Annotated in this window: 15 protein-coding genes; 14 read left to right on the top strand and 1 reads right to left on the bottom strand. The window is 59.5% G+C overall.

Annotation, left to right across the window (positions count from 1 at the left end; genetic code table 11):
• Positions 1 to 29: 29 nt before the first annotated feature.
• Complete coding sequence (locus ABJ99_RS02525; protein WP_003343002.1) at positions 30 to 641, top strand: trimeric intracellular cation channel family protein; 612 nt, start codon at positions 30 to 32, stop codon at positions 639 to 641.
• A 118-nt stretch (positions 642 to 759) separates the two neighbouring features.
• On the opposite strand, the gene queG is transcribed toward ABJ99_RS02525, so the two are convergent.
• Positions 760 to 1,854 carry a tRNA epoxyqueuosine(34) reductase QueG gene (gene queG, locus ABJ99_RS02520; protein ID WP_054084680.1) on the bottom strand — a complete coding sequence of 365 codons (1,095 nt, stop codon included), beginning with the start codon at positions 1,852 to 1,854 and terminating at the stop codon, positions 760 to 762.
• A 63-nt stretch (positions 1,855 to 1,917) separates the two neighbouring features.
• Here queG and ABJ99_RS02515 point away from each other — a divergent pair, with 63 nt between their 5' ends.
• From ABJ99_RS02515 to ABJ99_RS02455, 13 genes are all read left to right on the top strand, one after another.
• Positions 1,918 to 3,408: an NAD(P)H-hydrate dehydratase gene (locus ABJ99_RS02515; protein WP_054084475.1), complete on the top strand. Its 1,491-nt coding sequence runs from the start codon at positions 1,918 to 1,920 to the stop codon at positions 3,406 to 3,408.
• Positions 3,409 to 3,437: 29 nt separating this feature from the next.
• Positions 3,438 to 3,866 carry a tRNA (adenosine(37)-N6)-threonylcarbamoyltransferase complex ATPase subunit type 1 TsaE gene (gene tsaE, locus ABJ99_RS02510; protein WP_375232721.1) on the top strand — a complete coding sequence of 143 codons (429 nt, stop codon included), beginning with the start codon at positions 3,438 to 3,440 and terminating at the stop codon, positions 3,864 to 3,866.
• 2 nt (positions 3,867 to 3,868) lie between these two features.
• A complete protein-coding gene (locus ABJ99_RS02505) occupies positions 3,869 to 5,299 on the top strand; it encodes an N-acetylmuramoyl-L-alanine amidase (RefSeq protein WP_200377598.1) in 1,431 nt (476 codons plus the stop codon).
• On the top strand, positions 5,299 to 7,242 hold the full coding sequence (gene mutL / locus ABJ99_RS02500) for a DNA mismatch repair endonuclease MutL (protein ID WP_054084473.1): 1,944 nt from the start codon (positions 5,299 to 5,301) through the stop codon (positions 7,240 to 7,242). Before ABJ99_RS02505 ends, mutL begins: the two co-directional genes overlap by 1 nt.
• On the top strand, positions 7,243 to 8,214 hold the full coding sequence (gene miaA, locus ABJ99_RS02495; RefSeq protein ID WP_007251007.1) for a tRNA (adenosine(37)-N6)-dimethylallyltransferase MiaA: 972 nt from the start codon (positions 7,243 to 7,245) through the stop codon (positions 8,212 to 8,214).
• 93 nt (positions 8,215 to 8,307) lie between these two features.
• A complete protein-coding gene (gene hfq, locus ABJ99_RS02490; protein ID WP_002551819.1) occupies positions 8,308 to 8,568 on the top strand; it encodes an RNA chaperone Hfq in 261 nt (86 codons plus the stop codon).
• A gap of 12 nt (positions 8,569 to 8,580) precedes the next feature.
• Positions 8,581 to 9,882 (top strand): ribosome rescue GTPase HflX, encoded by a 1,302-nt coding sequence (gene hflX / locus ABJ99_RS02485; protein WP_054084472.1) that lies wholly within the window; start codon positions 8,581 to 8,583, stop codon positions 9,880 to 9,882.
• 96 nt (positions 9,883 to 9,978) lie between these two features.
• Positions 9,979 to 11,181 (top strand): FtsH protease activity modulator HflK, encoded by a 1,203-nt coding sequence (hflK, locus tag ABJ99_RS02480; protein ID WP_054084471.1) that lies wholly within the window; start codon positions 9,979 to 9,981, stop codon positions 11,179 to 11,181.
• Positions 11,181 to 12,050: a protease modulator HflC gene (hflC, locus tag ABJ99_RS02475; protein ID WP_007251004.1), complete on the top strand. Its 870-nt coding sequence runs from the start codon at positions 11,181 to 11,183 to the stop codon at positions 12,048 to 12,050. Before hflK ends, hflC begins: the two co-directional genes overlap by 1 nt.
• A gap of 274 nt (positions 12,051 to 12,324) precedes the next feature.
• Entirely contained in the window at positions 12,325 to 13,512 is a 1,188-nt protein-coding gene (locus ABJ99_RS02470; RefSeq protein WP_054084470.1) for an ATP phosphoribosyltransferase regulatory subunit, read from the top strand.
• Positions 13,513 to 13,566: 54 nt separating this feature from the next.
• On the top strand, positions 13,567 to 14,859 hold the full coding sequence (locus ABJ99_RS02465; RefSeq protein ID WP_007251002.1) for an adenylosuccinate synthase: 1,293 nt from the start codon (positions 13,567 to 13,569) through the stop codon (positions 14,857 to 14,859).
• A gap of 172 nt (positions 14,860 to 15,031) precedes the next feature.
• Positions 15,032 to 16,966: a methyl-accepting chemotaxis protein gene (locus ABJ99_RS02460; RefSeq protein WP_054084469.1), complete on the top strand. Its 1,935-nt coding sequence runs from the start codon at positions 15,032 to 15,034 to the stop codon at positions 16,964 to 16,966.
• 305 nt (positions 16,967 to 17,271) lie between these two features.
• On the top strand, positions 17,272 to 20,085 hold the full coding sequence (locus ABJ99_RS02455; protein ID WP_054084468.1) for a hypothetical protein: 2,814 nt from the start codon (positions 17,272 to 17,274) through the stop codon (positions 20,083 to 20,085).
• Positions 20,086 to 20,141 lie beyond the last annotated feature (56 nt).

The following is a 20,141-nucleotide window of genomic DNA, read 5'->3' as shown; positions in this document are numbered from 1 at the left end:
CTGCGCGCCTTTGTCGCAGAGTCGCCGCCATGTTGCTGATGCTTTATCTGATCGCCATCACCGCTGAAGCCATGACCGGCGCGCTGTCGGCAGGGCGACGCGGGATGGACTGGTTCGGCGTGGTGCTGATCGCCTGCGTGACTGCGCTGGGTGGCGGCTCGGTGCGCGACGTGCTGATCGGTCATTACCCGCTGACCTGGGTCAAGCATCCGGAATACCTGGTCCTGACCAGTGTGGCGGCCTTGGTGACGATCTTCATCGCGCCACTGATGCGTCATCTGCGCTCACTGTTCCTGGTGCTCGACGCACTGGGGCTGGTGGCCTTTACCCTGATCGGCTGCATGACCGCGCTGGAGGCCGGACACGGTCTACTGATCGCGTCAGTCTGCGGCGTCATCACGGGTGTGTTCGGTGGCATCCTGCGCGACATCTTCTGCAACGACATCCCGCTGATCTTCCGCCGCGAGCTGTACGCCAGCGTGTCATTTCTGGCCGCATGGTGTTTTCTGCTCTGCCAGTACCTGCAATTGCCCAACGAGCAGGCGGTGCTGATCACCCTGTTCGGCGGCCTGCTGCTGCGCCTGCTGGCGATTCGTTTCCGCTGGGAAATGCCCAAGTTTGTCTATAAAGACGAGCCTTGAAAGGGGGCGTTTTGCTGCCGGTTCCTGGCAGTTCGCGGACAAGCGAAGCGTCGCCCGGTCCGCTCCCACAATCGGCAGCTTGCGGACAAGCGAAGCGTCGCCGGTCGGCTGAGACGCGTCAGCGCTCTGCGTCTGCCACGCCATGCCGCTGCAGCGCCCATTCCACATGCTCTCTGACCAGTTCCGACGGGTAGGCACGCCGTGCGCGCAGGGCCTCGATCACCGGAATAGTGGAGGGCGCATTGCCGAGGCCGACGGCCAGGTTGCGTAGCCAGCGTTCGTACCCGGCGCGGCGCAGGGGTGAGCCTTCGGTGTTGCCAAGGAATTTCTCTTCATCCCATAAAAACAGCTCGGCCAGCCCGGCATTGTCCAGATTGTGACGCGGCTGGAAATCACGCTGGTCAGTCGGGCGGGCGAAGCGGTTCCATGGGCAGACGATCTGGCAATCGTCACAGCCAAATACCCGATTACCGATCAATGGCCGCAGTTCTTCGGGAATCGCTGTCTTCAGCTCGATGGTCAGGTAGGAAATACAGCGTCGTGCGTCCAGCACATAAGGCCCGACAAACGCCGCAGTCGGGCAGATGTCCAGACAAGCTGTGCAGCGTCCGCAGTGTTCCGTCGCTTGGGGCGCATCCACCGGCAGCGGAATATCGACAAACAGCTCGCCCAGAAAAAAGAAACTCCCTGCCTTGCGATTGAGCACCAGCGTGTTCTTGCCGATCCAGCCCAGCCCGGCTTGTTCAGCGATGGCCTTTTCCAGCACAGGGGCGCTGTCGACAAAGGCACGAAAACCAAACGGGCCGATGGCCTGCTGAATGCGCTCGGCCAGTTGCTGGAGACGCTTGCGGATCAGCTTGTGGTAATCGCGGCCCAGAGCGTAGCGTGATACGTAGGCTTTTTCCGATTCCGTCAGGCGCTGGGCCATTTCGCTGTCGCCCGGCAGATAATCCATGCGCAGTGACACCACGCGCAGTGTTCCCGGCACCAGCTCATCCGGGTGGGAACGTTTGCTGCCATGGGCTGCCATATAGTCCATTTCGCCGTGATAACCCGAGTCGAGCCAGCGTTGCAGGTGCTGCTCGTGCTCTGCCAGGTCCAGACCGCTGATCCCGACTTCCTGAAAGCCCAGTTCACGCCCCCACGCCTTGATCGACTGGGCAAGGGTGGCAAGGTCATCGGAGGTGGGACGTTCAGCAGTAATAGCGGACATGCGCAGAGAGAAACCGGGGCCAAGGTGCGTATAATTCTGCCAGACATCGGAGCCCATAGACGCATGTTCGACACTAAACCTCATTTACCCGACGCGCTGTACAGCGCGGCGCAGGTCCGCGACCTCGACGCGCGGCTGATTGCCGCCGGTACGCCGGGCCTGGAATTGATGCAGCGCGCGGCCCATGCCACCTGGCGTGCGATACGTCGGCGCTGGCCGGAGGTGAACGAGCTGACCGTGCTGGCCGGGCGTGGCAACAACGCGGGTGACGGGTATCTGGTGGCGGCGCTGGCGCACAAGGCTGGCTGGCAGGTCAACGTGCTGGCAGTCGGTGCGCCGGACGCGCTGACGGGCGATGCGGCATCAGCGTATGCCATGGCTTCGGGCGTGACTATTCAGCCCTGGGCCGGGCAGCCGCTGAAGGGCGTGCTGCTCGATGCGTTGCTCGGCACCGGGCTCAACGGTGAAGTGCGCGAGCCTTATCGTTCGGCCATCGACGCAATCAATGCCAGCGGTCTGCCGGTCGCGGCCGTGGACATCCCGTCAGGCCTGAGCGCAGACACCGGGCAGTCCCTCGGCGTTGCGGTGCGTGCCGATCTGACGGTGACCTTCATCGGCCTGAAAACAGGACTGCTCACTGGTGACGCGGCAGATCAGGTCGGTGAACTGGTTTTTGACGATTTGCAGGCCGACCCCGCGCTGGTTGCGCAGACGCCGGTCACCGCGAAACGTCTTGATACACACAATTTGCCGTCGTTGGCACCACGTCCGCGTACCGCTCATAAAGGTATGTTCGGGCGCGTGCTGGTCATTGGTGGCGACCACGGCTTCGGCGGCGCTGCCCTGCTCAGCGCCGAAAGCGCATTGCGCAGCGGTGCGGGCATGCTCACCCTGGCGACCCGCGCAGAACATGTGCCTGCTGCCCTGACGCGCATGCCGGAAATCATGAGCGCGGTGATCCGCTCGGCAAACCAGCTGATGGCGCTGATCGAGCCCGCCAGCGTGCTGGTGGTCGGACCCGGTCTGGGTCAGGCCAGTTGGGGGCGCAGCCTGTTATCCGCCGCCGCCAACGCGGATCGGCCGCAAGTCTGGGATGCCGACGCGCTGAATATGCTGGCCGCCGGGCAGGTGAGCCTGCCCGCAAACAGCGTCATCACGCCACATCCGGGTGAGGCAGCGCGCCTGCTGGGCGTGGGTATCAAGGATATTCAGGCGGATCGCCTCGCCGCTGCGCGCACACTCGCGCAAAAATTCAACACCGTATGTGTCCTCAAAGGCTCCGGCAGCCTGATTGCCGATGCGCACGGTCAGCTTGCGTTGTGTGATCGCGGCCATCCAGCGATGGCGACTGCCGGGCTGGGCGACGTGCTTGCCGGCCTGATCGGCGCGCTGATGGCGCAGCATTTGACGCCCTTCGACGCGGCCTGTCTGGCCGTGTGGTTGCATGCGAGTGCCGGTCAGAACGTGGGTGAAACCGGTCGCGGGCTGGCCGCCAGCGATATTATTCCCGCCATTCGTCAGTTATTAGAGGAGCTGCAACCGTGTCTGATTTGACGCTGCATGTGGTTGGCGAAGAGGCCATGATGCATTTTGGTGCGCGTCTTGCCGAGGTCACCGAAGGCAAAGGTGTCATCTTTCTCGATGGCGATCTGGGTGCCGGGAAAACCACCCTTTCGCGGGGCATGATTCGCGGGCTCGGGCACGCCGGGGCTGTCAAGAGCCCGACTTTCACGCTGGTCGAGCCCTACGAAATCGACGCGGTAAGGGTCTTTCACTTCGACCTGTATCGGCTGGTCGACCCTGAAGAGCTCGAGTTCATGGGGGTGCGTGATTATTTCGACGGCGAGGCACTTTGTCTGATTGAATGGCCCCAACGCGGTGCAGGCTTTTTGCCAAAGCCCGACCTGACCATTACCATTGGCCCGCACGGCGAAGGTCGGTCCGTAATATTGAGCCCGCTGGGCTCGCGTGGCGAACGCTGGTGTGCCACTTTGGCTTTGGAATTCAAATAGATATGGGGTTAGGTATGCGCATGCGCGCGCTGGTTACTGTAGTTGGTCTGCTGTTGATGGCCCTGGCTGTCGAGGCGGTTGCCGCTACGCAAGTACGAAGTGTCCGCTTATGGCGAGCGCCGGATAACACACGTCTGGTCTTCGACCTGTCGGGGCCGGTGCAACACAGCCTGTTTACCTTGACTTCGCCTGACCGTCTGGTGATCGATATCAATGGTGCGACGCTCGGCGGACCCCTGAACGTGCCGACCGCCAATACCCCGATCAGCAGCATGCGCTCTGCGCAGCGCACGCCGACCGATTTGCGCGTGGTCATCGACCTAAAAAAAGGCGTAACCCCGAAGAGCTTCACGCTCGCGCCGAACCAGCAATACGGCAACCGTCTGGTGGTCGACCTGTTCGATAACGCCGCCGATGCCAACCCGACGACGCCAGTGATCCCGGACACCGCCGCCAATACGGCACCTGCGGTTCCGGTCAGCCCTGCCAAACCGGAAATCAAACTGACCCCGGTGCCTAACGGCAAGCGCGATATCGTGATCGTGATCGATGCCGGGCACGGTGGTGAAGACCCGGGCGCCTCTGGCGGCGCGGGGCAGAAAGAGAAAAACGTGGTGCTGTCGATTGCCAAGGAATTGCAGCGCCAGGTCAACGCTGAAAAAGGCTATCGCGCCGAGCTGACGCGAACCGGCGATTACTTCATCCCGTTGCGCAAACGTACCGAGATTGCCCGCGCCAAGGGCGCAGATCTGTTCGTTTCCATTCACGCCGACGCGGCACCCTCTTCCGCTGCGTTCGGTGCATCGGTGTTTGCCCTCTCGGATCGTGGTGCTACCTCCGAAACCGCGCGCTGGCTCGCGGACAGTGAAAACCGTTCCGACCTGATCGGTGGTGCCGGTGCGGTCAGCCTCGATGACAAGGACCGCATGCTCGCTGGCGTGCTGCTGGACTTGTCCATGACCGCCTCGCTGTCGTCGAGCCTGAACGTCGGCCAGAAAGTGCTGAGCAATATCGGTCGGGTTACTTCGCTACACAAGGCTCGCGTCGAACAGGCAGGATTCATGGTGCTCAAGTCGCCGGACATCCCGTCGATTCTGGTAGAAACCGGCTTTATCTCCAACGCCAACGAAGCCAACAAGCTTGGCTCCGCGTCGCACCAGCAGGCGCTGGCGCGTTCGATCACTTCCGGTGTGAAGCAGTTCTTCCAGCAGAATCCGCCGCAGGGCACTTACATTGCCTGGTTGCGTGATAACGGCAAGCTGGCCCAAGGCCCGCGTAACCACGTCGTGCGCTCTGGCGAAACCCTGGCCATGCTCGCAGCACGCTATGACATGAACATCGCCACCCTGCGCAGTGCCAATAATCTGAAAACCGATGAATTGAAGATCGGCCAGGATCTGCGTATTCCGAGTTCCGAGGTTGCCACTCAGTAATGACTGATCTACTTGTTGACGGCAGCGAAGCCGATAACGCTCAGCCTGTTTTGAATGCTGCGCGTATCGAACTGCTCAGCCCGCGTCTGGCCAACCAGATCGCTGCAGGCGAAGTGGTCGAGCGCCCGGCGTCGGTGATCAAGGAGCTGCTGGAAAACAGCCTCGATTCTGGCGCGCGGCGCATTGACGTCGATGTCGAGCAGGCGGGCATCAAGCTGCTGAAAGTGCGTGACGACGGCGGCGGTATCTCTTCGGATGATCTGCCACTGGCCTTGGCGCGACACGCGACCAGCAAGATTCGAGACCTGGAAGACCTTGAGCGGGTAATGAGCCTGGGCTTTCGGGGCGAGGCGCTGGCGTCGATCAGCTCGGTAGCGCGCCTGACCCTGACCTCGCGCACCCGCGACGCCGATCAGGCCTGGCAGGTTGAAACCGAAGGCCGCGACATGGCGCCGCGCGTGCAGCCCGCGGCGCATCCCGTGGGCACCTCGGTAGAAGTGCGCGACCTGTTCTTCAATACGCCCGCCCGGCGCAAGTTTCTCAAAGCCGAGAAAACCGAATTCGATCACTTGCAGGAAGTCATCAAGCGCATGGCGCTGGCGCGTTTCGATGTCGCTTTCCATTTGCGTCACAACGGCAAAACCGTGCTCAGCCTGCATGAAGCGCATGACGACACCGCCAGGGCGCGTCGGGTTTCGGCCATTTGCGGGCCGGGTTTTCTTGAGCAGGCGTTGCCTATCGAGATCGAACGCAACGGGCTGCACCTGTGGGGCTGGGTCGGGCTGCCGACCTTCTCGCGCAGTCAGGCCGATCTGCAATATTTCTTCGTGAATGGCCGTGCCGTGCGCGACAAGCTGGTCGCTCATGCCGTGCGGCAAGCGTATCGCGACGTGTTGTTCAACGGCCGTCATCCGACCTTCGTACTGTTTTTTGAAGTCGATCCCGCTGCCGTCGACGTCAATGTTCACCCGACCAAACATGAAGTTCGCTTCCGTGACGGGCGCATGGTGCATGATTTTCTGTATGGCACTTTGCACCGTGCGTTGGGTGATGTGCGTCCTGAAAATCAGTTGGGTGGCAGCGTGCCGGTTGCCGCCGAGCCCCGACCAACCGGGCCGGAAGCGGGCGAATTCGGGCCGCAGGGCGAGATGCGTCTGGCCAACAATGTGCTGGAGCAGCCGCAAGGCGAGGCTTTCGCGCGGCCAGCGGGCAGCGGGGCCGGCAGCGGTTATCAATATCAGTATTCTCCACGGCCCACCGCAGGCGTGCCGGTTGCCGAAGCGCAAAGTGCGTACCGCGAGTTTTTCGCGCCGTTGCCCAGTGCCGCGCCGTCATCCTTGCCAACGTCAGAGAGCGACATCCCACCGTTGGGCTATGCGCTGGCGCAGCTCAAAGGCATCTACATTCTGGCTGAAAACGCCCAGGGTCTGGTGCTGGTAGACATGCATGCCGCTCACGAGCGAATCATGTATGAGCGCCTGAAAATCGCCATGGCCAACGAAGGCCTGAGCGGCCAGCCATTGTTGGTGCCCGAGTCCATCGCGGTCAGCCAGCGTGAAGCGGATTGCGCCGAAGAACATATCAGCACCTTCCAGCGGCTAGGCTTCGAGCTTCAGCGGCTGGGCCCGGAAACCCTGGCGATCCGGCAGATTCCAGCGTTACTCAAACAGGCCGAAGCCAATCGGCTGGTCAGCGATGTGCTGGCAGATCTGATGGAATATGGCACCAGCGACCGGGTGCAGGCGCACATGAACGAGTTGCTCGGCACCATGGCCTGCCACGGTGCGATCCGCGCCAACCGGCGGCTGGCCATCCCGGAAATGAACGCTCTGCTGCGCGACATGGAAAACACCGAGCGCAGCGGACAATGCAACCACGGTCGTCCCACCTGGACCCAGATGGGCCTGAGTGACCTGGATAAATTATTCCTGCGCGGTCAATGAATGAATGCTTTACCTCCGGCCATCTTTCTCATGGGGCCTACCGCTGCCGGCAAGACCGACCTTGCCATCGAGCTGAGCAAAGTCTTGCCCTGTGAACTGATCAGCGTCGATTCGGCACTGGTGTATCGCGGCATGGACATTGGTACCGCCAAGCCGTCCAGGGCGCAACTGGCTGAATTTCCGCATCGGCTGATCGATATTCTCGACCCCGCGCAAAGCTATTCCGCCGCTGACTTTCGCACCGACGCGCTGGCCGCCATGGCGGAAATCACCGCACGCGGAAATATTCCTTTGCTGGTCGGCGGCACTATGTTGTATTTCAAGGCTCTATTGGACGGATTGGCCGATATGCCGGCCGCCGATGCAGAGGTTCGGGCGCAGCTTGAGGCCGATGCGCAAGCCTTTGGCTGGCAGTCGTTGCACGATCAATTGGCGCTGGTCGACCCTGTGTCGGCGGCACGTATTCATCCCAATGATCCGCAACGTCTGATCAGGGCGCTGGAGGTTTATCGCGTCAGCGGAATGAGCATGACCGCACACCGCGAGCAACAAACTGCGCAAAGTACTGAAGCAGCCGCATCAGGGCAGCAGCAATTGCCCTATACTGTCGCGAACCTTGCCATCGCTCCGGCTGATCGCAAGGTGCTGCACCAACGTATCGCGCTGCGTTTTGAGCAAATGCTGGATCAGGGGTTTCTGGACGAAGTACTGGCATTGCGCTCGAGAGGCGACCTGCATTCAGGGTTGCCATCGATAAGAGCAGTCGGTTATCGCCAGGTCTGGGATCACCTGGATGGAAAACTGACGCGGGACGAAATGCAGGAACGGGGCATCATTGCCACGCGCCAACTGGCCAAGCGGCAATTCACCTGGCTACGCAGCTGGGAGGATCTACACTGGCTCGACAGTCTGGCCAGCGACAATCTGCCACGTGCCTTGAAATACCTGGGATCGGTCTCCATATTGGGCTGAGTCCTTGCAATAGCCGTCTATCCTTGGGGGGTGGCCGGTCAAGCCAATCGAATTCGATTTATTATTTTATTGATCCTTAAAGGAGTGCGGCACATGTCAAAAGGGCATTCGCTACAAGACCCTTACCTGAATACCTTGCGTAAAGAGAAGGTCGGGGTATCGATCTATCTGGTCAACGGTATCAAGCTGCAGGGTACGATCGAGTCTTTCGACCAGTTCGTCATTTTGCTGAAGAACACGGTCAGCCAGATGGTCTACAAACACGCTATTTCCACCGTCGTACCGGTTCGTCCGATCCGCCTGCCAAGCGCTACCGACGCTGACGGCGCGGACGCTGAGCCAGGTAACGCCTGATAGGAGTCTGCCTTGTTCTTTGAGCGCCACAGTGGTGGTGAACGTGCCATTCTCGTTCATCTGGATGGTCAGGACCCTGAGGCGCGCGAAGATCCGCAGGAGTTTCAGGAGCTGGCCATCTCGGCCGGTGCCGATACCGTTGCGTTTATCAACGTGCCGCGTCATCGGCCATCGGCCAAATACCTGATTGGCTCTGGCAAGGTCGAGGAGCTTCGCGACCAGGTCAAAGCCGAACAGGCTGATCTCGTGATATTCAATCACACCCTCACGCCCAGTCAGGAACGTAACCTCGAGCGCGTTTTCGAGTGTCGCGTGCTTGATCGTACCGGCCTGATTCTCGATATCTTCGCCCAGCGGGCGCGTACTCATGAAGGCAAGCTGCAGGTCGAACTGGCCCAGCTTGAGCACATGAGCACTCGTCTGGTCCGCGGCTGGACTCACCTTGAGCGTCAGAAAGGGGGTATCGGCCTGCGTGGTCCTGGTGAAACCCAGCTCGAAACCGACCGTCGTCTGCTGCGGGTGCGCCTGCGTCAGATCAAGGGCCGGCTCGAGAAGGTTCGCAGCCAGCGTGACCAGGCCCGTAGAGGGCGGCGTCGTGCCGATATTCCTTCGGTGTCGCTGGTGGGTTACACCAACGCCGGCAAATCGACGCTTTTCAACTCGATCACCGATTCGGACGTATTTGCGGCCGATCAGCTGTTCGCCACGCTCGATCCGACCCTGCGCCGTCTGCAGCTCGATGACCTCGGTCCTATCGTGCTGGCCGACACCGTGGGCTTTATTCGTCATTTGCCGCACAAGCTGGTTGAGGCTTTTCGTGCGACGCTTGAAGAGTCGAGCAACTCGGATCTGTTGCTGCACGTCATCGACTCTCATGAGCCGGACCGCATGTCGCAGATCGAGCAGGTCATGGCCGTGCTTGGCGAGATCGGTGCCGAGGGCTTGCCGATCCTCGAGGTCTATAACAAACTCGATCTGCTGGAAGGGGTAGAGCCTCAGATACAGCGCGATGCCGATGGCAAACCGCAACGTGTCTGGTTGTCTGCCCGTGATGGACGAGGACTGGATCTGCTCAAACAGGCTGTTGCCGAGCTGCTGGGTAATGATCTGTTTGTCGGCACTCTGCATTTGCCTCAGAATCTTGCCCGGTTGCGTGCCCAGTTTTTCGAACTGGGTGCGGTGCAGAGTGAGACGCATGATGAAGAGGGTGCCAGCTTGCTTGCGGTGCGAATACCGCGCGTTGAACTCAATCGTCTGGTGAGTCGCGAAGGATTGCAGCCGCTGGAGTTCATCGAGCAACACACTTTGCAATAAAAGCACGGGAAAGCCGTTGTACGGTCTTCCCGGGCATTCTGTAGCATTGGTCGGCGCGCCGCGGGCGCGTCTTTGCTTTATCAGATGGAGAGCGCTATGGCTTGGAATGAGCCGGGTGGCAACTCGAATAATCAAGATCCCTGGGGTGGCAAACGCCGTGGCGGCGACCGCAAGGGGCCACCTGATCTCGACGAAGCCTTCCGAAAGCTGCAGGAAAGCCTGAAGGGGTTGTTCGGCGGCGGAAACAAACGCGGCAGTGATGGCGGCGGCAGCGGCAATGGTGGCAGCTCGGGCAAGGGCGGTGGTCTTGGCCTGCTCGGCATCGGTCTGGTCGTACTCGTCGCTTTCTGGCTCTACAGCGCGATCTATGTCGTTGACGAGCAAGAGCAGGCTGTCGTGCTGCGTTTCGGTCAGTACCACGAAACCGTGGGGCCGGGTCTCAACATCTATTTCCCGCCGTTCGACCGCAAATACATGGAAAACGTGACGCGCGAGCGTGCCTACAGCAAGCAGGGGCAGATGCTCACCGAAGACGAGAACATCGTCGAAGTGCCGCTGACCGTGCAGTACAAGATCAGCAACCTGAAAGACTTCGTACTGAACGTCGATCAGCCTGAGATCAGTCTGCAACACGCAACTGAAAGCGCGCTGCGCCATGTCGTGGGTTCCACGGCGATGGACCAGGTGCTGACCGAAGGGCGTGAGCTGATGGCGAGCGAAATCAAGGAGCGTCTGCAACGCTTCCTCGACACCTACGGCACCGGCATCACCGTGACCCAGGTGAACGTGCAAAGCGCCGCTGCGCCGCGTGAAGTTCAGGAAGCTTTCGACGACGTGATCCGCGCCCGTGAAGACGAGCAACGTGCCCGCAACCAGGCTGAAAGTTATGCCAATGGCGTGATTCCGGAAGCCCGTGGTCAGGCCCAGCGCATCCTTGAGGATGCCAATGGCTATCGTGATGAAGTGGTGTCGCGCGCCAAGGGTGAGGCTGATCGTTTTACCAAACTGGTCGCCGAGTACCGCAAGGCACCTGAAGTCACTCGCCAGCGTCTGTATCTGGACACCATGCAGGAAGTCTTCAGCAATACCAGCAAGGTTCTCGTGACCGGCGACAAGGGGCAGAACAACCTGCTTTATCTGCCGCTCGACAAGATGATCGAGAGCAGCCGCAGCAGTACCGGCAATGGCTCCAATTCAGGTACGCCATCGCAGTCGGCTAATGATGCTGCCGCTGCTGCCGCCGCCCGTGCGTCTGAGGCTCAGCAGCGTGGTGAAGTACGTACCAGGGAGACTCGCTGATGAGTAACAAATCGCTGATCACCCTCATTGTTGGTGTGGTACTGGCAGTCATTGCCTGGAACAGCTTCTACATCGTGTCCCAGACAGAACGTGCGGTCTTGCTGCAATTCGGTCGTGTGGTCCAGGCGGATGTTCAGCCGGGTCTGCATGTGAAGGTTCCTTACGTGAACCAGGTGCGCAAGTTCGACGGACGTTTGCTGACGCTCGATGCGCCGACCCAGCGTTTTCTGACGCTGGAAAAGAAAGCGGTCATGGTCGATGCCTACGCCAAGTGGCGCGTGAAGGATGCAGAGCGTTTCTATACTGCGACTTCCGGCCTCAAGCAGATTGCCGACGAGCGCCTGTCGCGTCGTCTGGAGTCTGGTCTGCGTGACCAGTTCGGCAAGCGCACCCTGCACGAAGTCGTGTCGGGTGAGCGTGATGCACTGATGTCGGACATCACCGGTTCGCTGAACCGCATGGCCGAGAAAGAGCTGGGCATTGAAGTGGTGGATGTCCGGGTCAAGGCCATCGACCTGCCGAAGGAAGTGAATCGCAGTGTCTTCGAGCGCATGAGCACCGAGCGTGAGCGTGAAGCGCGTGAGCATCGCGCCAAGGGTAACGAACTGGCTGAAGGTATTCGTGCCGACGCCGATCGTCAGCGTCGCGTGTTGCTGGCAGAAGCCTATCGTGAGTCCGAAGAGGCTCGTGGTGATGGCGATGCGCAAGCTGCCTCGATCTACTCCAAGGCATACGGTCAGGATCAGGAGTTCTATGCGTTCTACCGCAGCCTGCGCGCCTACCGTGAGAGCTTCGCGAACAAGAGCGACGTGATGGTGCTTGATCCGAATAGCGAATTCTTCCGCTATATGGAAAAAGCCAAGCCGTAATCAATCACCCGCCGGGCGGCAAAACCGCCCGGTGGGGTGATCGCACGGTGAAACGTGTGTATCATGCGGCAGCCGGGAAATTCCCGGCTTTTTTGCGTCTGCACGGTTGATTGGCTGCAGTCGGGTCGATCCCGGCAAGCGACAGGTTTTTCGAGGGAAGTGGTCCGGGGTCTTTCGCGGGCGTTTGTCGTGCGCGTCATACGGCCCACCACTTTCTGCTTCACTCTAAGGCCGGCCTCAAGGCTGGCCGCCCGGATCACAGGGGAATGGCGTAATGGCAACGGTTGACCGCTGGCTGCTACCAGATGGCATCGAAGAAGTACTGCCACCAGAAGCGGCGCGCATTGAAGTGGCGCGCCGCCAGGTGTTGGATCTGTTTCAGAGCTGGGGCTATGAATTCGTCGTCACCCCGCATATCGAATATCTGGAGTCCCTGCTGACTGGCGCGGGCTCGGACCTGGATCTGCGTACTTTCAAAGTCATCGACCCGCAATCGGGCCGGCAGATGGGCTTTCGTGCCGACATCACGCCGCAGGTTGCGCGCATCGATGCGCATACGCTCAAGCGTGAAGGCCCGAACCGTCTGTGCTACGCGGGCAGTGTCCTGCATGCCCAGCCGCGTGCGCTGTCTTCGTCGCGCAGCCCTATTCAGCTTGGCGCAGAGCTGTATGGCGATGCGAGCCCGAGCAGCGATGTCGAAGTGATCAGCCTGATGCTGGCCATGTTGCAACTGGCCGAAGTGCCGGATGTGCACATGGACCTCGGGCATGTCGGCATCTACCGTGGGCTGGCACGTGCGGCCGGGCTGTCGGGTGAAGTCGAACAGCAACTGTTCGATGCGCTGCAACGCAAGGCCATCGACGAAGTGGTTGCCCTGACGGCCGATCTGCCACAGGAGCTGGCGTCGATGCTGCGCGCGCTGGTCGATCTGTGCGGTGGTCGCGACGTTCTGGATGCGGCGCGTGATCGTCTGGCTGGCGCGCCTGCGCCGGTGTTGGCGGCGCTGGATGACCTGTTGGCCATTGCGGACCGTCTTGCCACCCGTTTCCCGCAGTTGCCGCTGTATTTCGATCTCGGTGAGCTGCGCGGCTACCATTACCATACCGGTGTGGTGTTCGCGGTGTTCGTGCCGGGTGTGGGCCAGTCGATTGCCCAGGGCGGTCGTTACGATGACATCGGTGCCGACTTTGGTCGTGCCCGTCCGGCAACCGGCTTTTCCACCGACCTGAAAACCCTGGTGACCCTGGGGCAGGCAGAAATCGTTTTACCGTCCGGTGGCATCTGGGTGCCGGACAGCACGGATGCGGCACTCTGGCAGCGGGTATGCCAGTTGCGCAGTGAAGGTCAGCGTGTGGTTCAGGCCTTGCCTGGGCAGCAGGTGAGCGCGGCGCTTGAAGCCGACTGTGACCGGCAATTGATTCAGCATGGCGAGCACTGGCAGGTAATGCCGCTGGCTTCTTGAGTATTCCTGCCGGCCGCCGCCGGCACCAAGTTTGCGTGAATGAGGACAAGTGTTATGGGTAAGAATGTCGTAGTCCTGGGCACTCAATGGGGTGATGAGGGCAAAGGCAAGATCGTTGATCTGCTGACCGAACATGCTACCGCCGTAGTTCGCTATCAGGGTGGCCACAATGCGGGTCACACCCTGGTGATCGACGGTGAGAAAACCGTATTGCACCTGATTCCGTCCGGTGTACTGCGCGAAGGCGTGCAGTGCCTGATCGGTAACGGTGTGGTGGTTGCTCCCGACGCGCTCCTGCGCGAAATCATCAAGCTGGAAGAGAAAGGCATTCCGGTGCGTGAGCGCCTGCGCATCAGCCCGTCCTGCCCGCTGATTCTGTCTTACCACGTCGCGCTGGACCAGGCGCGTGAGAAAGCCCGCGGCGAGTTCAAGATCGGCACCACCGGTCGCGGCATCGGCCCGGCTTACGAAGACAAGGTTGCACGTCGCGGTCTGCGCATCGGCGACCTGTTCCACCGCGAGCGTTTCGCCGCCAAGCTGGGCGAACTTCTCGACTACCACAACTTCGTGCTGGTCAATTACTACAAAGAGCCTGCCATCGACTTCCAGAAGACACTCGACGAGTGCATGGAATACGCTGACATGCTCAAGCCGTTGATGCTCGACGTCACCGCTGCGCTGCATGAAATGCGCCGCGACGGCAAAGACATCATGTTCGAAGGCGCTCAGGGTTCGCTGCTGGACATCGATCACGGTACGTATCCGTACGTGACCAGTTCCAACACCACGGCGGGCGGTATCGCCACCGGTTCCGGCTTCGGTCCGATGTACCTGGATTACATCCTGGGCATCACCAAGGCCTACACCACGCGCGTAGGTTCGGGTCCGTTCCCGACCGAACTGTTCGATGATGTGGGTGCTTTCCTGGCCAAGCGTGGTCACGAGTTCGGCGCAACTACCGGCCGTGCCCGTCGTTGCGGCTGGTTCGACGCAGTCATCCTGCGTCGCGCCATCGAAATCAACAGCATCTCGGGCCTGTGCCTGACCAAGCTGGACGTGCTCGATGGTCTGGAAACCATCAACATCTGCATCGGTTACGAGAACGAAGAAGGCGCGGTCATCGATGCCCCTACCGACGCTGACAGCTACCTCGGCCTGCGTCCGGTCTACGAGCAGATGCCGGGCTGGAGCGAGTCCACGCTGGGTGCCAAGACCCTCGAAGAGCTGCCTGCCGCTGCACGCGCTTACATCAAGCGCGTCGAAGAGCTGGTCGGTGCGCCGATCGATATCATTTCGACCGGTCCTGACCGCAACGAAACCATCGTTCTGCGTCACCCGTTCGGCTGATCCATCGCCGAGCACCACAAAGAGGGCCGCATTTAGCGGCCCTTTTTGCGTTCAGCGGCGGGCGCAGTCAGTCCGGCAAAAAGTGAGACTTGTGTCACGGCATGGGGCTTGCTACAAAGATGGCAGAAAAGTGCCATCATTTTAATGGCGCTCATGGTGGAAGGATTCTCCTGTGTCAGCTGCCCTGTCTCTCTTGCAAAGTCGTCTGCTGCGCCCGGTTTTCATTGCACTGAGCATCGCCCTTTTGGTGCAGGTGTTGGTGGCGGTTGCGCTGACTCGAAGCACGGTCACGGCCCTTGAGGCAGATCTGGCCACTCGCCTTGGGGTAGATTCGCAACATCTTTCCTCCGAGCTTGAGCTGGCGAGTAGCGAAGTGACGTCAAGCCTCGACGCTCTGTCTGCCAGCACCCGGCAGCGCCTGAGCGTCGGGCTGTCGACGCGCCTCAAAGATGAGCAAGGGCAACTACGCGCCACGCTTGAAAAAGACCTCAGAGAGTCCGCCACTGACATGGCCGAATTGCTGGCCGCCGTCGCCCCGCGAGCCATGTGGGATAATGACACGCCGACCCTTTCCGAATTTGCCCGGCGCGCGCAGCGCAATCCCAACGTACTGTTCGTAGTTTATGACGACGCGGCGGGCGAGCACCTCACGCGCTACATGAATCGCGACAATCCGCTGGTCAAAGCGCTGCTGGCCAAAGGCGAAGGCGAGCGGGCGATGGACAAGATCCTGAGCGCTGCGAAAAACGATCCTTCGGTGTACTACGTCGAGGCCTCCATCAGCCCTAACGGTGTGGAAATCGGCAAGGTACGCATGGGCGTGTCCACGGCGACCGTCGAGGAGAACCTGGCGGCGCTGGACAAGCGTTTCGCAGCGCTGATCACCAGCGGCGAGCAACTGGTTTCCGACAGCCTTGCCAGCGCCTCAAAGGACAGCTCGACGGCGCTGCGCACCCGGCTGCAATCCGCTCAGGCAGCGGCAACTGCAATGGCCGGCAATACCCGTGTTGCGGTTCAGGATGCGGCTGAAACCTTGCGCTGGCGGATCGGTATGGGCCTGGCGCTGGTGGGGCTGGGTGTTTTGCTGTTGCTGGCCGTGGTGCTGGGGCGTCGAGTGGTCAGCAAATTGCATCTGCTGATCGCCGCACTGAATGATCTGGCGGCCGGTGAGGGCGACCTGACCAAGCGCGTCAAGCTGGACAGTAATGACGAAATTGGCGACATGTCGGCGGCGGTCAACCGCTTCATCGACAAGCTCCAACCGATCGTCCGCGAAGCAGGCGAGGTGGCGCAGCGCACCGGTGTGGAAATTAGCGTCATGAGCGAGCGTAACGCCGGTGCCGACACGGCGGCCGAGTTGCAACGGGATGAAGTGGCGGCCAGCCTCAAGGCGCTGGAGCAGATGGCCGACGAGGCGCAGTCGGAAAGCCATGCGATGCAGGCTGCTTTGCGTCAGGTTATCGACATCAAGCAGGCCACTGACGAAAACACCCGAACGTCCAATCAGGTCGGCGGACTGATCGAAGCGCTGGCCGGACAAGTCGAGACCGGTGCGCAGGTCATCGAGCGTCTGGCGCAGCAAAGCCAGCAAATCGAGGTTGTGCTGGAAGTGATCCACGGCATTGCCGAGCAAACCAACCTGCTTGCGCTTAACGCAGCCATCGAAGCGGCGCGCGCGGGTGAGACGGGCAGGGGCTTTGCCGTGGTGGCCGATGAGGTGCGGGCGCTGGCCAGCAAGACGCAAAGTTCGACGGGGGATATTCAGGAGCACATCATCGCCTTGCAGCAGGGTGCAAAAGAGGCTGTGGCCGCAATCGGCATCGCCGGCCGGCAGGCCAGGGAAGGGCTGGAGGTATTGCGCGACAGCGCCAAGCGCCAGCAGACGGTGCAGGCGTCCGTCGAGCAGGTGCATGCTGCCATTGGTCTGGCGACTCAGGCGGCCGTTCATCAGGCTGAAGGTGCGCAGGCTGTTCGCGGTCGGGTAGAGGTGATTCACGCACAGGCCGAGAAAGCCGCCAAGGCAGTGGTTGAGACGACTGCCAGCGGCAAAGTGCTCGATGGACTGGCTGCGCAGTTGAAGGCGAGCCTGGGGCAGTTTCGGGCATGAGGTGTTGAAAGCTTTGGGTGCAGGCCTCGGCGTCTATTCTGTTCTCTGAAGTGTGCAGGGTGTTTTTAGCAGATGCGAACAGTACCGAGGCGCCGGGTATGGATTTTTCCGGTGTCAGTTTCAGGTGGCTGAGCAGTCGATCTTTTCTTTTTTCAAACTGTCTACCTGTTACTTCTGATAGCAGTGCCTCCAAGCGCATCCGTCTACAGTCACTAAAAGCTTATAGCGATCAATAAGCTTCCTACCCTGCGCTGATTCTGAAAGCACAGTTGCCTATAAAAATTATTTCTATGGATGGAATGAGTATGGCCACTTTATTGGATGTGCCTGCTGCCCCACAGGTCGTTGGAGGAGTATTTCAGACCGACGCCGTTAACAATGTGAACTATGTTCAATTAGGCTACCCCGAAAACCCTTCATCACCTCCGTCATTATCGGACATGTCTTATCTGGCAGGAAGAGGACTTAGCGTCAGGTTATCTGCGATGTGGAGTCAATGGTACTTGAGTTTTGTGCCCGGTGAGCACGTTCAGATCAACTTTAAAGGAAAGGCTCAGAATGGATCTCTGATCAGTTGGAGTACGGCTTATACAGCGCAGAGTCGCGCGGGTGGCGATGTGCGTACCGTGATTGTGCCGTCTGATGTTGTGAAAGCGCTTGCCGGTCAAACAGCAACGCTCCAGTACGTGGTCAGGCCAGCGAACAAGACTGGCAAGGTTCGCACATCGTACCCTGTCACTTTTCAGATTCGTGGTCTTTATCTGCCGGCTCCCGAGTTGCTTGAGGCCGTCAACGACTCTATCGATCCAGACCATATCAGTGGCAAGGCGACAGTCAACTTTGTTACGGTCAGTCTTGACTATCCGGCGATGCAGCTTGGTGACACGATTAGTCTTGTAAGGGAAGGCGTTGACGTCAAACAGAAGCCTGTTAATTTTACCGATCAGGATCGGCCTGTCACTTCAAGTAATTTGAAGCGTCGGCCTATGACATTCATTTGGGCAGATACGGACATAAAACCACTGCTGAATGGTGTCATGAGCATTTACTATAAGGTGTATCGAGACGGCGTCTGGTACACCTCGCCCAAGCGCACTGTCTATGTCGGTCCAGGCCTTGCCAGTTTGCCGCCAGTTGTTGATAGCGTTGCTGATGATCGACTCGACCCGGCCGTTCTTAGTATTAGTAATATCTATGCCCGTATTCCTCCAGCAGGGACCATGCTCAACGACAAGATTACGTTGTTCTGGAGCGGGGCTACAGCCAAAAGCAGCTTCAAGGATGTGGGGCGCATTACTGCGCAAAACGTCGACAAAGATATGGTATTTGACGTGGATGACTATATTAAGTCCACTATTGGCGAGACAGTAACTGTTTTCTACCTGCTTGAGCGCGTCTTGCCAGATGGCCGGGCAGTCAGCTTTCGTTCTACTGACTATCTGTTTTTTGTAGGCAGCCAGGCGGATCAGGAAAAAGCCGACTCCAGGGTGTTACAAGGGGCTGTGGTGGATGGCGTCAAGGATGGCAAGATGGACGCCGCGCTTGCAAGCTCTGGCACAAAACTCACTGTGCCCTTTGTCGAGACTCAGGTAGGAGACAGTGTTACGGCGTATTGGCGGCCGGCCGACGGAGGTGAGCCAGTTGTATTGGGCACCCAGGCTGTTGATGCGGCCAATGTTAACGTTGATCTGGTATTCAATATTCCTGCTGCAACCGTCAATGCCGCGCTCAATAAAAAGGCGAGTGCCTACTACGTCATTGAGCGAAAAGGGCTGGGCGGCAAGACTCTGAACTTCAGGTCTCAGGAGGCACCGTTTGCGGTAGGTACTCAGGTCGAGGATCTGTCGCTTCCTGCTCCGGAGGTTCCGGCGTCGGTCGACTGGGTACTCGATCCTATGAAGGCGCAAAATGGCGCAACAGTCATTGTCCAGCCTTATCCCACTATCGCTGTAGGCGACAAGGTCCAGCTCTCCTGGATCGGGACGGATGGCCCCGGGACGCCTGTTTTAGCAGAACAAACAGTCGGCAGCGTGAGCAAGGCGTTGGAATTCATTATTCCGGCCTCGGCAATTGGTGCCGATACCGGGGCGGAGGTCTGGGTCTATTATCAGGTCATGCGCAAGGGGCTGGCCAACCCGATAGGTTCTGACCTCACCGTTATTGGAGTCGAGATGCTGGGCCTTGACGACTTGCCTTTGCCAGAGATCGGGCAAGCGCCCGCTGATGTGCTGGATCTGGTCGCGGTAAAAACCGACATCGTGGTTACGCTCAGGAAGTGGCCATTCATGGCGGCCGGTCAACGAGTGTGGTTGCGGCTGGAAGGTACTGCCAAGGATGGTAGTACGGAGGAGATCAATTTCTGGACAGCCAGGTTATTGACAGATGCCGAGGCAAAGCAAGACCTGACCATTACTGTTCCTCGAGCTAAATTCGACAATTTGGCGGCGGGCAGTCTGCTGCAGGTATATGCAAAGGTCACGCTCGATGGCGACTTCAATGATACCTACGCTGAAGAATTTCCAGTGCTGATCGTTACAATCAAGCCGGAAGGCAGCTTGTTGAGTGTCGAGTTTTCAGATGTCTCTTTGTCGGCTGCATATCCGAAGTCCGGCAGCACTGCTGCGGTGCCTTCCGGTTCAAGTCAGCTCATGGTCGTTAGCGGCGGCAAAGGTCCTTACACGTTCGTGTCCGGGGATCCGTCTGTCGTCGAGGTCGATGCTAAAGGCCTGTTGATGGCCAGGAAGAACGGATCTGTATATGTCCAGGTACAAGATTCCCTTGGTCAGGTTGTTCACGTAACGGTCACTGTCCAGGGTATCACCACATTCGAGTACCTGAATTTCGATACCTACACGGAATGTAAAAAAATTGCCGACAGCAAAGGTCTTGTCATTCCGGATCTGGCGGCCTGGCGCAGGTTGCGTGCTGAAGGTGGCGGGAAGCTGGATATCGATTTTCCGGCAGCGCCAACAGGTACGCAGTGGGAGCGCAGGGTCTGGGCAAGTGACAGCGGTTTGCTCACCAGAAAGAGCTATTACCCTGATAACGACACAGCTAAAGATCTTAAAGACATAAAGATCGGCGGAGAGGCGGCCTATGGCTTCGGTTTGAAGCTCTAACGGAGTGTGTCCGTTATGGACTTGGCTTGCTCAGTCGTCAGGATAAGCAAGCCAAA

The sequence above is a fragment of the Pseudomonas syringae pv. cilantro genome (assembly GCF_001293775.1).
GTDB lineage: Bacteria > Pseudomonadota > Gammaproteobacteria > Pseudomonadales > Pseudomonadaceae > Aquipseudomonas > Aquipseudomonas syringae_P.
The sequence above is the reverse complement of the archived record's forward strand: the minus strand, read 5'-3'. Positions and strand labels throughout refer to the sequence as shown.

What these genes read in the sequence shown, in the direction of transcription:
- ABJ99_RS02525 (WP_003343002.1), top strand. Translation starts at nt 30, where the DNA reads ATGTTGCTGATGCTTTATCTGATCGCCATCACCGCTGAAGCCATGACC.
- queG (WP_054084680.1), bottom strand. Translation starts at nt 1,854, where the DNA reads ATGTCCGCTATTACTGCTGAACGTCCCACCTCCGATGACCTTGCCACC.
- ABJ99_RS02515 (WP_054084475.1), top strand. Translation starts at nt 1,918, where the DNA reads ATGTTCGACACTAAACCTCATTTACCCGACGCGCTGTACAGCGCGGCG.
- tsaE (WP_375232721.1), top strand. Translation starts at nt 3,438, where the DNA reads ATGCATTTTGGTGCGCGTCTTGCCGAGGTCACCGAAGGCAAAGGTGTC.
- ABJ99_RS02505 (WP_200377598.1), top strand. Translation starts at nt 3,869, where the DNA reads ATGGGGTTAGGTATGCGCATGCGCGCGCTGGTTACTGTAGTTGGTCTG.
- mutL (WP_054084473.1), top strand. Translation starts at nt 5,299, where the DNA reads ATGACTGATCTACTTGTTGACGGCAGCGAAGCCGATAACGCTCAGCCT.
- miaA (WP_007251007.1), top strand. Translation starts at nt 7,243, where the DNA reads ATGAATGCTTTACCTCCGGCCATCTTTCTCATGGGGCCTACCGCTGCC.
- hfq (WP_002551819.1), top strand. Translation starts at nt 8,308, where the DNA reads ATGTCAAAAGGGCATTCGCTACAAGACCCTTACCTGAATACCTTGCGT.
- hflK (WP_054084471.1), top strand. Translation starts at nt 9,979, where the DNA reads ATGGCTTGGAATGAGCCGGGTGGCAACTCGAATAATCAAGATCCCTGG.
- hflC (WP_007251004.1), top strand. Translation starts at nt 11,181, where the DNA reads ATGAGTAACAAATCGCTGATCACCCTCATTGTTGGTGTGGTACTGGCA.
- ABJ99_RS02470 (WP_054084470.1), top strand. Translation starts at nt 12,325, where the DNA reads ATGGCAACGGTTGACCGCTGGCTGCTACCAGATGGCATCGAAGAAGTA.
- ABJ99_RS02465 (WP_007251002.1), top strand. Translation starts at nt 13,567, where the DNA reads ATGGGTAAGAATGTCGTAGTCCTGGGCACTCAATGGGGTGATGAGGGC.
- ABJ99_RS02455 (WP_054084468.1), top strand. Translation starts at nt 17,272, where the DNA reads ATGGCCACTTTATTGGATGTGCCTGCTGCCCCACAGGTCGTTGGAGGA.